This window comes from Avibacterium sp. 21-586 (genome assembly GCF_026226775.1).
In the GTDB taxonomy this organism is placed as follows: Bacteria; Pseudomonadota; Gammaproteobacteria; order Enterobacterales; family Pasteurellaceae; genus Avibacterium.
On the sequence record NZ_JAKKOD010000001.1, the window covers coordinates 1,297,312 to 1,309,979 of the forward strand.

The 12,668-nt window shown below is 39.7% G+C and carries 7 protein-coding genes; 3 read left to right on the forward strand and 4 right to left on the reverse strand.

Translation table 11 applies throughout. From position 1 onward, the window contains the following. Positions 1–181: 181 nt before the first annotated feature. Together rpoB and rpoC are read left to right on the forward strand one after the other, a co-directional pair. Entirely contained in the window at positions 182–4,210 is a 4,029-nt protein-coding gene (rpoB, locus tag L5B71_RS05990) for a DNA-directed RNA polymerase subunit beta (RefSeq protein ID WP_265757441.1), read from the forward strand. A gap of 98 nt (positions 4,211–4,308) precedes the next feature. Continuing rightward, positions 4,309–8,571 (forward strand): DNA-directed RNA polymerase subunit beta', encoded by a 4,263-nt coding sequence (gene rpoC / locus L5B71_RS05995; protein ID WP_265757442.1) that lies wholly within the window; start codon positions 4,309–4,311, stop codon positions 8,569–8,571. A gap of 273 nt (positions 8,572–8,844) precedes the next feature. Here the strand turns inward: rpoC and L5B71_RS06000 are convergent, their stop codons facing one another. Further along, the gene (locus L5B71_RS06000; RefSeq protein ID WP_265757443.1) at positions 8,845–9,039 is read right to left on the reverse strand and encodes a transposase; all 195 of its coding nucleotides are present in this window, start codon (positions 9,037–9,039) and stop codon (positions 8,845–8,847) included. 120 nt (positions 9,040–9,159) lie between these two features. Here L5B71_RS06000 and L5B71_RS06005 point away from each other — a divergent pair, with 120 nt between their 5' ends. After that, positions 9,160–9,738 (forward strand): acetate uptake transporter, encoded by a 579-nt coding sequence (locus L5B71_RS06005; protein ID WP_326938250.1) that lies wholly within the window; start codon positions 9,160–9,162, stop codon positions 9,736–9,738. 42 nt (positions 9,739–9,780) lie between these two features. Here L5B71_RS06005 and L5B71_RS06010 read toward each other — a convergent pair whose 3' ends face one another. The 3 genes from L5B71_RS06010 to glf are packed head-to-tail and all read right to left on the reverse strand — an operon-like array spanning position 9,781 to position 12,668. Then, positions 9,781–10,593 carry a DUF4422 domain-containing protein gene (locus L5B71_RS06010; protein WP_265757445.1) on the reverse strand — a complete coding sequence of 271 codons (813 nt, stop codon included), beginning with the start codon at positions 10,591–10,593 and terminating at the stop codon, positions 9,781–9,783. Continuing rightward, positions 10,593–11,516 (reverse strand): glycosyltransferase family 2 protein, encoded by a 924-nt coding sequence (locus L5B71_RS06015; RefSeq protein WP_265757446.1) that lies wholly within the window; start codon positions 11,514–11,516, stop codon positions 10,593–10,595. Before L5B71_RS06015 ends, L5B71_RS06010 begins: the two co-directional genes overlap by 1 nt. Continuing rightward, positions 11,517–12,668 (reverse strand): UDP-galactopyranose mutase, encoded by a 1,152-nt coding sequence (glf, locus tag L5B71_RS06020; protein ID WP_265757447.1) that lies wholly within the window; start codon positions 12,666–12,668, stop codon positions 11,517–11,519.

Below are 12,668 nucleotides of genomic sequence, written 5' to 3' on the forward strand. Positions count from 1 at the left end.
TTGTTGCGTGAATCAGGCTAGTTTTCTGGTAGTTTGATGGCAACCCGCTCATCAGAAGTAAGGTTCAGAGTGCGGTATCTGAAAACGGATTCATCATTGATATGATAAAAATGCGTGAAAAAATCACCGCACTTTTGTTTTATATCAACGCGGTCTCACTAAAATTTAATGAGGAAAACCAATGGGTTACTCCTATACTGAGAAAAAACGTATTCGTAAAGACTTCGGCAAACGTCCGCAAGTTTTAAATGTACCTTATTTATTAACTATTCAGCTTGATTCTTTCGATAAATTTATCCAAAGGGATCCAGATGGTCAGCAAGGCCTAGAAGCTGCATTCCGTTCTGTGTTTCCAATTGTCAGCAATAATGGCAATACGGAATTACAATATGTGAGCTATCGCTTAGGCGAGCCAGTATTTGATGTGCGTGAATGTCAAATTCGCGGCACCACTTATGCTGCGCCATTGCGTGTGAAATTACGTCTTGTTAGCTATGACAAAGATGCCGCGCCAGGCACAATTAAAGATATTAAAGAACAAGAAGTTTATATGGGTGAAATCCCATTAATGACAGATAATGGAACATTTGTGATTAATGGTACTGAGCGTGTAATCGTTTCGCAATTACACCGTAGCCCAGGCGTATTCTTTGATAGCGACAAAGGTAAAACGCACTCATCAGGAAAAGTGCTTTATAACGCACGTATTATTCCTTACCGTGGTTCTTGGTTAGATTTTGAGTTTGATCCAAAAGATAACTTATATGCGCGTATTGACCGCCGCCGTAAATTGCCGGCAACCATTATTTTGCGTGCATTAAACTATACAACCGAAGAAATTTTAGACTTATTCTTCGATAAAGTTGTTTTCCAAGTTGAAGATAACAAATTATTAATGACCTTAGTGCCAGAAAGATTGCGTGGTGAAACGGCAACTTTTGATATTGTGGCAAATGGAAAAACTTATGTTGAAGTCGGTCGCCGTATTACTGCTCGTCATATCCGCGCCCTTGAAAAAGACAATGTGACTCAGGTTGAAGTGCCAACAGAATACATTGTGGGTAAAGTGGCTGCGAAAGATTATGTTGATCTTGAAACTGGTGAAGTGATTTGCCCAGCCAATAGTGAAATTTCGCTAGAGATTTTAGCGAAACTGGCTCAAGCAGGTTACAAAACGATCGAAACCCTATTTACTAACGATTTAGACTACGGTCCATATATTTCAGATACCTTACGTGTTGATCCAACCACTGATCGCCTAAGCGCCTTGGTTGAAATTTATCGTATGATGCGTCCAGGTGAGCCGCCAACAAAAGAAGCAGCAGAAGGTTTATTTGATAACCTGTTCTTCTCGGCAGATCGCTATGATTTATCTGCGGTAGGTCGTATGAAATTCAACCGCTCTTTAGGTATTGAAGAAACGACTGGTAGCGGCATTTTAAGCAAAGAAGATATCGTTAATGTAATGCGTAAATTAATTGATATCCGTAACGGTCGTGGCGAAGTCGATGATATTGACCACTTAGGTAACCGTCGCATTCGTTCAGTAGGTGAAATGGCAGAAAACCAATTCCGTATTGGTTTAGTGCGTGTTGAGCGTGCGGTGAAAGAGCGTCTTTCTTTAGGTGATCTTGAAGCAGTAACTCCACAAGATTTAATCAATGCCAAACCAATTTCGGCAGCGGTGAAAGAATTCTTTGGTTCATCACAACTTTCTCAGTTTATGGATCAAAATAACCCGCTTTCAGAAGTGACGCATAAACGCCGTATTTCTGCTTTAGGTCCAGGTGGTTTAACTCGTGAACGTGCAGGCTTTGAGGTGCGAGATGTTCACGCAACTCACTATGGTCGTGTGTGTCCAATCGAAACACCTGAAGGTCCAAACATCGGTTTGATCAACTCTTTAGCGGTGTATGCGCGTACTAACGATTATGGTTTCTTAGAAACACCATATCGTAAAGTGGTAAATGGTCAAGTTACCGAAGAAATTGAATATTTATCAGCCATTGAAGAAGGCAAATATATCATCGCGCAGGCGAACTCAAACTTAGATGATGAATTACGCTTTACCGATACTTTCGTAACCTGTCGCGGTGAGCACGGTGAGTCTGGTTTATATCGTCCAGAAGAAATTCACTATATGGACGTATCAACACAGCAAATCGTTTCTGTGGCAGCGGCACTTATTCCGTTCCTTGAACACGATGATGCGAACCGTGCCTTGATGGGAGCGAACATGCAACGCCAAGCTGTACCAACCTTGCGTGCGGATAAGCCATTAGTCGGTACCGGTATGGAAAAACCGGTGGCATTAGACTCTGGTGTTGCAGTAGTGGCAAAACGTGGTGGAACAATCCAATACGTTGATGCTTCGCGTATCGTTGTAAAAGTTAACGAAGATGAAACGGTTGCAGGCGAAGCAGGGATTGATATTTACAATCTGGTGAAATATACCCGATCTAACCAAAATACTTGTATTAACCAAATTCCTTGCGTGGAGCTAGGTGAGCCAATTGAACGTGGTGAAATTCTTGCTGATGGCCCTTCAACGGATTTAGGTGAACTTGCTCTTGGTCAAAATATGCGCGTGGCATTTATGCCTTGGAATGGTTATAACTTCGAAGACTCAATGTTAGTGTCTGAGCGTGTGGTGCAAGAAGATCGTTTCACTACCATTCACATTCAAGAGCTTTCTTGTGTGGCGCGTGATACCAAACTTGGTTCTGAAGAAATCACTGCAGATATTCCAAACGTAGGTGAAGCGGCATTAAGCAAACTTGATGAATCAGGGATTGTGTATATCGGGGCAGAAGTAAAAGGCGGCGATATTCTTGTGGGTAAAGTGACACCAAAAGGTGAAACGCAATTAACCCCAGAAGAAAAATTATTACGCGCAATCTTTGGTGAAAAAGCGTCTGATGTAAAAGATTCTTCATTACGCGTACCAAACAGTGTATCTGGTACAGTTATTGACGTTCAAGTGTTCACTCGTGATGGCGTAGAAAAAGATAAACGCGCTTTAGAAATCGAAGAAATGCAGTTAAAACAAGCGAAGAAAGATCTTGTGGAAGAATTAGAGATCTTAGAAGCTGGCTTGTTTGCTCGTGTTCGTAACTTATTGATTTCAGGCGGAATGAGTGCAGCACAATTAGATCAACTAGAACGTACCAAATGGTTAGAGCAAACCCTTTCAGACGAAGCAAAACAAAGCCAGTTAGAGCAATTAGCTGAGCAATATGAAGAACTTCGTAAAGACTTTGAGCATAAACTTGAAGTGAAACGCGGCAAAATTATCCAAGGTGATGATCTTGCGCCGGGCGTATTGAAAGTGGTGAAAGTATACCTTGCAGTAAAACGCCAAATCCAACCAGGGGATAAAATGGCGGGGCGTCACGGTAACAAAGGGGTTATCTCAAAAATCAACCCAGTTGAAGATATGCCGTATGACGAAAATGGTCAGCCAGTGGATATCGTATTGAACCCACTGGGCGTACCTTCGCGTATGAACATCGGTCAGATTCTTGAAACGCACTTAGGTTTAGCGGCGAAAGGAATTGGTGATCAAATCAATGCAATGATCAAACAAAAACAAGATGTTGAGAAATTGCGTGGTTATATCCAAAAAGCCTATGACTTAGGTGGCGGTTCACAAAAAGTGGATCTTTCAACCTTTACTGATGAAGAAGTGATGCGTTTAGCGCAAAACTTACGCAAAGGTTTACCATTAGCAACGCCAGTATTTGATGGTGCACACGAAGAAGAAATTAAAGGCTTATTAGAGCTAGGTGGGTTGCCAACTTCAGGTCAAATCACCTTATATGATGGTCGCACAGGTGAGAAATTTGAACGTCCAGTAACCGTAGGTTATATGTATATGCTCAAATTGAACCACTTAGTTGATGACAAAATGCACGCGCGTTCAACAGGTTCTTATAGCCTTGTTACACAGCAACCATTGGGTGGTAAAGCACAGTTCGGTGGTCAGCGTTTCGGTGAGATGGAGGTTTGGGCACTTGAAGCTTATGGTGCCGCTTACACCTTACAAGAAATGCTTACCGTTAAATCCGATGATGTGAACGGCCGTACGAAGATGTACAAAAACATCGTGAGCGGTAACCAACAAATGGATCCGGGTACACCAGAATCTTTCAACGTAATTATGAAAGAAATTCGTTCACTCGGTATCAACATCGACTTAGACGAAGAATAATCTGATAAGCGAAAGCTAAAGTACGCTCAAGTGCGGTGATAAAATTCAAAATTTTATACCGCACTTGGATAAGTTTAACTCCGACAGGAGCAAAATCTGTGAAAGACTTAGTTAAGTTTTTAAAAGCACAATCTAAATCCAGCGAAGATTTTGATGTGATCAAAATTGGTTTAGCCTCACCGGATATGATCCGTTCTTGGTCATTTGGTGAAGTTAAGAAACCTGAAACCATCAACTACCGTACGTTTAAACCAGAGCGTGACGGGCTTTTCTGTGCGCGTATTTTCGGGCCAGTCAAAGACTATGAATGTTTATGCGGAAAATATAAACGCTTAAAACACCGTGGAGTAATTTGTGAAAAATGTGGCGTAGAAGTGACGCAAGCAAAAGTTCGCCGTGAACGTATGGGGCATATTGAGCTAGCTTCACCTGTTGCGCATATCTGGTTCTTAAAATCTTTACCGTCCCGTATCGGCTTATTATTAGATATGCCGTTGCGCGATATTGAACGTGTACTTTATTTTGAATCTTACATTGTTACTGAGCCGGGAATGACCGATCTTGAAAAAGGTCAATTATTAACGGAAGAACAATATATGGACGCAGAAGACCGTTGGGGCGATGAATTTGAAGCCAAAATGGGTGCGGAAGCGATCCAAGCGTTATTGCGTGATATGGATTTAGAAGTGGAATGTGAAACCTTGCGTGAAGAGTTGCAAGAAACCAATTCAGAAACCAAACGCAAAAAAATCACTAAACGCTTAAAATTATTAGAATCTTTCATTCAATCAGGCAATAAACCTGAATGGATGGTGATGACCGTATTGCCAGTGTTACCGCCAGATTTACGTCCATTAGTTCCACTTGATGGCGGACGTTTTGCCACTTCAGATTTGAACGATTTATATCGCCGTGTGATCAACCGTAATAACCGTTTAAAACGTTTATTAGACTTAATCGCGCCAGATATTATCGTGCGTAACGAAAAACGTATGTTACAAGAATCTGTTGATGCGTTATTGGATAATGGTCGCCGTGGTCGTGCAATTACCGGTTCTAACCGCCGTCCATTGAAATCACTTGCGGATATGATCAAAGGTAAACAAGGTCGTTTCCGTCAAAACTTATTAGGTAAACGTGTAGATTACTCAGGCCGTTCTGTAATTACCGTAGGACCATACTTACATCTACATCAATGTGGTTTACCGAAAAAAATGGCGTTGGAATTATTCCGTCCATTTATTTATGCCAAATTAGAAAGCCGTGGCTTTGCAACCACAATCAAAGCCGCGAAGAAAATGGTTGAGCGTGAAGACGCTATCGTATGGGATATTTTGGCAGAAGTAATTCGCGAACACCCAATCCTATTGAACCGTGCGCCAACCTTGCACCGTTTGGGGATTCAAGCCTTTGAGCCGATCTTAATTGAAGGTAAAGCGATTCAATTACACCCATTAGTGTGTGCGGCGTTCAACGCAGACTTCGACGGTGACCAAATGGCGGTGCACGTGCCATTAACCCTTGAAGCACAGCTTGAGGCGCGTGCCTTGATGATGTCAACCAATAACATTCTTTCACCAGCAAATGGTGAGCCGATTATCGTACCATCACAGGACGTTGTATTAGGTCTTTATTATATGACTCGTGATAAAGTGAACGGTAAAGGCGAAGGAATGTTATTGCAAGATCCGCGCGAAGCGGAGAAAGCTTATCGTACAGGTCAAGCGGAATTACATTCTCGTGTGAAAGTACGTATCACAGAATATGTAAAAGATGCGTCTAATGAATTTGTACCACAAACAGGTCTCGTGGATACCACAATCGGTCGTGCCATTTTATGGATGATTGCACCAAAAGGTATGCCATTTAGCTTATTCAATCAAACCTTGGGCAAAAAAGCGATTTCAAAATTAATTAACGAAAGTTATCGCCGTTTAGGATTGAAAGCGAGCGTATTGTTTGCTGACCAAATTATGTACACCGGTTTTGCTTACGCTGCACGTTCCGGTTCATCAGTAGGGATTGACGATATGGTGATCCCGGCGAAGAAATACGAAATTATTTCAGCCGCAGAGCAAGAAGTAGCAGAAATCCAAGAGCAATTCCAATCTGGTTTGGTCACTGCAGGTGAACGTTATAATAAAGTTATTGATATTTGGGCTGTTGCCAATGAGCGTGTTGCTAAAGCAATGATGGAAAACCTTTCGCAAGAAGAAGTGGTAAACCGCGAAGGTCAACTCGAAAAACAAGCATCATTCAACAGCATCTTTATGATGGCAGATTCTGGAGCACGTGGTTCTGCGGCACAGATTCGTCAGCTTGCAGGTATGCGTGGTTTGATGGCACGTCCAGATGGCTCAATTATCGAAACACCAATTACCGCAAACTTCCGTGAAGGCTTGAACGTACTTCAGTACTTTATTTCAACTCACGGTGCGCGTAAAGGTTTGGCAGATACCGCATTAAAAACCGCAAACTCAGGTTACTTAACCCGTCGTTTAGTGGATGTGGCACAAGATTTAGTGATCATTGAAGATGATTGTGGCACTTACGAGGGTATCGTGATGACCCCATTAATCGAAGGGGGAGATGTAAAAGAGCCTCTGCGTGATCGTGTATTAGGTCGTGTGGCAGCAGAAGACATCTTAAAACCGGGTACAGACGAAGTTTTAATTCCGCGTAATACCTTATTAGATGAAAAACTTTGTTATCTGATTGATGAAAATTCCGTAGATAGCATCAAGGTACGCTCTGTTGTAACCTGTGATACCAACTTTGGAGTGTGTGCGAAATGTTACGGACGCGATCTTGCGCGCGGACACCTTATCAACCAAGGTGAAGCTGTGGGGGTTATCGCAGCACAATCCATTGGTGAGCCGGGTACACAGCTAACGATGCGTACATTCCATATTGGTGGTGCGGCATCTGCGGCAGCGAAAGAATCAAGCATTCAAGTTAAGAATAACGGTACATTGCGTTTAGCCAACGTGAAATTCGTGACTAACAAAGAAGGCAAATTGGTCTTAACTTCACGTAACACCGAATTAACCATTATTGACGCATTTGGTCGTACCAAAGAGCATTATAAATTGCCTTACGGTGCAGTGTTAAACAAAGCAGATGGCGATGAAGTGAACGCAGGCGAAACCGTAGCGAACTGGGATCCACATACAATGCCTGTGGTTTCTGAAGTATCAGGTTTCGTGAAATTCGTAGATATTACTGACGGTGTAACTGTAACTCGTCAAACTGATGAATTAACTGGTTTATCTTCAATCGTGGTACAAGATGTGGGTGAACGTGCAACAGCAGGTAAGGATTTACGTCCAACCATTAAACTTGTTGATGCGCAAGGCAACGATATTCTTGTTGCAGGTTCAGATATACCAGCGCAGTACACCTTACCAGGTAAAGCGATTGTAACCCTTGAAGATGGTGCGGAAGTTCACGTGGGGGATTCCCTTGCGCGTATCCCACAAGAATCAGCGGGAACAAAAGATATTACTGGTGGTCTTCCACGCGTAGCGGATCTCTTTGAAGCGCGTAAACCGAAAGAGCCTGCAATCCTAGCAGAAATTTCGGGTATTGTTTCCTTCGGTAAAGAAACCAAAGGTAAACGCCGTTTACTCATCACCCCAATGGAAGGTGAAGTGTACGAAGAAATGATTCCAAAATGGCGTCAGCTCAACGTATTTGAAGGCGAAATGGTAGAACGTGGTGATCTTATTTCTGATGGTGCAGAAACACCACACGATATTCTACGCTTGCGCGGTGTGCACGCAGTAACTGATTACATCGTAAACGAAGTGCAAGAAGTTTACCGCTTACAAGGGGTAAAAATTAACGATAAACATATCGAAGTGATCGTTCGCCAAATGTTGCGTAAAGCCATCATCACTAAGGCTTATGATTCTGAGTTCTTAGAAGGTGAGCAAGTAGAAGTAGCACGTGTGAAAATGGTTAACCAAAAACGTGAAGTGGAAGGTAAACCATTGGTTGAGTTTGAACGTGAGTTATTGGGTATCACCAAAGCCTCATTGGCGACAGAATCCTTTATCTCAGCGGCCTCATTCCAAGAAACCACCCGCGTGCTTACTGAAGCAGCTGTGGCAGGTAAACGCGATGAATTGCGTGGCTTGAAAGAGAACGTTATCGTTGGTCGTTTGATCCCGGCAGGTACAGGTTTTGCGTATCACCAACAACGGCAGAAAAACCGTGCAGCAGGTATCATTGACCATGAACAGCTTACTAAAGCATCAAATATTTCTGATGAAGAAATCGCTTCAGAGTTTACGTTCACCGCAGACGATGCAACTGCAAGCCTTGCTGAAATGTTAAATATGGCAGAAGATACGGAATAATCGCATATAAGAAAATAAAAAAAAGCCCGAACATAGTGTCGGGCTTTTTTATTGCCTTGATAATAAATAAGTGCGGTGAAAAAATCATAAATTTTCCACCGTGCTTAGCAAATAAACCGATTTTAATAATGGATAGAACAGATGATATTGACTATGCTTTGGTATTACATAGCGTTTTGTATGGTTAGCAAAGAATATAAAGAGCGGTGAAAAATTCATAATGGTACCGTCTCCAAAAGTGTGTCTTTTTGCAAGAAAACTAGCATGGGTAGTTTAATTAAAAAGTACTGAATCTGCAAAACGGCTCAATGGGTAGCGGTAAGTCGTTTCACCCATATCAATAGCAACTTTACTCATCAGCGTTAACACAGAATTCACACTGGGCATACTGTTGCGTATCTTTAACACACGTTTAAATGACTTATTCAACCTCTCTATTTGATTGGTGGTATAAATCATATTCTGCACCTCGTTTTCATAATTTTTCTACCGTACTTAAAAATCATCTTAGCCAAACTTTTCCGCTTCATTTCTATAAAATTGCTTTATTTTCAAAGTAATATCAAGCATAATCCGCCCTTTGATTTTATTAACAAATTAGGAAAACAAATGACAACTCAAACAACAGAAAAATTGGCAAACCCAGGTCCATTAGGGCTATGTGGCTTCGCTTTAACTACTTGGCTATTAAGTTTAATTAATGCTGGCATTTTTGATAAACAAGACGGCATTTCTATTGTGCTTGCAATGGCATTTGCTTTTGGTGGAACGGCACAATTAATCGCAGGTATTATGGAATACCGCAAAGGTAACACCTTTGGTTTCACCGCCTTTATCAGCTACGGATCATTTTGGTGGTCTTGGGCACTGTTGGTACAATTTATGCCAACAGCCAGCCCTGCATTTTTAGGCTGTTATTTAGCAGCGTGGGGAACATTCACCCTAATGATGTTTATCGCCTCTTTCAGCAAACCAAAAGCTTTACGTGTGGTATTCCTTTTCTTAGCATTAACGTTCTACGCATTGGCAATTGGTGATGGTTTTGGTTATCACGGCTTAGTACAAATTGGCGGCTATCTAGGCTTAATCACCGCACTCAGCGCGTTCTACCTCGCCGCAGCAGAAATGATTAACGAAAATTTCGGTAGAGAGGTTTTACCGATTTAGTTGTTATATGATTATTTAAAAAGGAAAAGCTTCTAGTTGCTGCTAGAAGCTTTTTTCATATTTTTTACCAAAGAATTTCGCCATTAAAAATGCAGTACCTTTTTTAAACCAATTAACTTTCTCACCATAGATGACAGGAAGTTCTTTTATTTTTAGCGGTGTGATTTGGTTATATTCATACAGCCAAACATTAAATAATAATTCACTTACCCTTCCGTACAGTCTTGCATGAAAGGCATCATAATTATGATGGGAAAGGCGTTTCTCTAATTCAAATAAAATAGGGAATAACCAGCTACAATAACTATTTATCAGCTTTTTAGGCATAATAAACATATTAAACATATATCCCCATCGTTGTTTCATTACTACATCAAAGGCATTGATATATAAGGGAGAATACTCTTTGATAATATCCCTTGTAATATCTAAATGTTCTTGGTGTAAGGTATGTGCATAGTGAGAATATAGCGTTTCTATATAGTATCGGCGTTTTTTAGGAACAATAATATCATAATGTTTAACGAGTTCTTCTGTTTGCTCATACGTAAGATAGAGAGCTCTTATATTATCTTTTTTTATAGTGAAGCGGTATTTTAAGGAAAAAAAACGGCGATAGTGAATAAGCCCAAGATAGTCATAATCAAGATTTTTCCAAGCCCAATATAATCCGGTTAGTTCACTAAAATAAGGGTTTTTTTGAGAGATATTTTCTCCAGTGTCATCACTACAATATCCAATATCTTCTTTGCCATATTTTCCTACTTGCAATGGAATATATAATTTATCTTTAGGCATAAAATATCTTTTATGTGTGGCAATAATGATAGATATTCTAGGATAAAGTGGCTTCATTATTTTAAGTATTCCTTGTGATGTTTAAAATTTTTTTTTAACCCGTGATAAATAGCTCTTAAGGAAATGAAGAGTTTTTTAGAATTAGGTTTAGTAAAAAGATAGAACCATACTACTTTAAATATAAATGCAAGGATATGCAGCTTGGTATTATATATAGAATGATTGACAATTGAATTGCGGCACATACAATATAATTTTAAGTTTGAAGGTGTATCATTAAATTTCAACTTCCCTAAAAGCATTGGTGTACCCAAGGATGACTCTTTAGGATGATAGAATCTTGCTTTAGTGATCGTGGCAATTTTAAAATCATTTATTTCAGCTCTTTTTGTATATTCAAAATCATCACCCCAAATAAAATATTCTTTTTTGGGAATTCCAATCTTTTTAACAAGATTGCATGAAAATAAAATGCCATTAAAAGGAATTACGATACCATTAATAATATTAGGATCAGGTAGATTTTTAAGATCGCTAATGTTATTGATAAGATTTAATGTATTTGGGATACGCATTGGAAAGCATAAGTCATTGGGATTATCTTTATCCAAGACTAATGGACCAAGATAACAATTTGTGTCCATATGAGATAGTAGTATTTCTAGACAGTCATGAGCAGGACAGCCATCATCATCCATTAGCCAAATATAGTCAAAACCATTCTGATAGGCTTTTTCTACACCAAACGAAAAGCCGCCTGCTCCGCCAAGATTTTCAGATAAGCTAAATAAATGAATTAATTCATTATCTAGCCAACCTTGTTGTTTTAAATAATCTTCAGTTCCATCTGTACTTGCATTGTTGATTATATAAACTGCATTTAGTGATTGACTCTGATTAAGTAATGCCTTTAAGCATTCAACCAGTAATAATTTGCGATTATAAGTTACAATTACTGCACAGATAGAACTCGAATTCATTTATACTCCCATATCAACATAGAATGGCTTTAATTTTTCTCCTTTTTGTAAGGCAACTTTGATTGCATCAGCAGTTTCCAGCGCTTCTTTGATTGTTACATCCATATCTAAATAACGATATGTACCTAAACGCCCAACAAAGGTTACTTGATTTTCATTTACTGCTTTTTCTACATATTTTTCTAATAAGGCTTTATCCTCAACCAAACGAATTGGATAGTAAGGAATATCTTCAGGCTCACAAAGGCGACTAAATTCTTTGTAACAAATTGTTTTTTCGTGTTTCTCCCAAGGAGCAAAATGTTTATGCTCTGAAATTCGAGTATAAGGCACTGCTTCATCACCATAGTTGATGACAGCATTGCCTTGATAATCTCCTTCATCTCGGAAAGCCTCAAAATCAAGAGTCCTATATCCAAGTCTGCCAATTTCAAAACTAAAATAAGCATCTAATGGACCAGACCAGAAAATATGATCAAATTCAGCTTTCATTTTTTCATCGAATTCTGTATTTAATCGCACGGTAATATTTTTATGTTGTAAAATATTAGCAACCAATGCGGTATATCCTTCTTTCGGCATCCCTTGAAAGCGGTGAGCAAAATAGTTGTCATCATAATTAAAACGAACAGGTAAACGTTTTAAAATACTTGCAGGTAACTCCTTTGGCTCAACTCCCCATTGTTTTTTTGTATAGCCATAGAAAAAGGCTTTATAGAGATCCTCTCCAACAAAACGTAATGCTTGCTCTTCGAATGTTTTTGGCTCTTTAATTGACATATCCGCTTTACTTTCGATCAATGCTTTGGCTTCTTTTGGTGAACAAGTTATACTAAAGAATTGATTGATGGTATGCAAATTTATTGGTAAAGAGTAAACACTGCCTTGGCTAATTGTTTTTACACGATTAACAAAGGGCATCATTTCCGCAAAATTATTGATGTACTTCCATACACGTTCATTATCTGTGTGGAAAATATGTGGTCCATAAACATGAACCATTACATTTGTTTCAGGATCTCTTTCTGAATGACAGTTACCAGCAACATGGTTTCGCTTATCAATAACTGTAACTTTATAACCTTGTTCTGCTAGTTCTCTAGCGATTACTGCGTTTGAGAATCCTGCGCCGACTAATAAGAATTTTTCCAT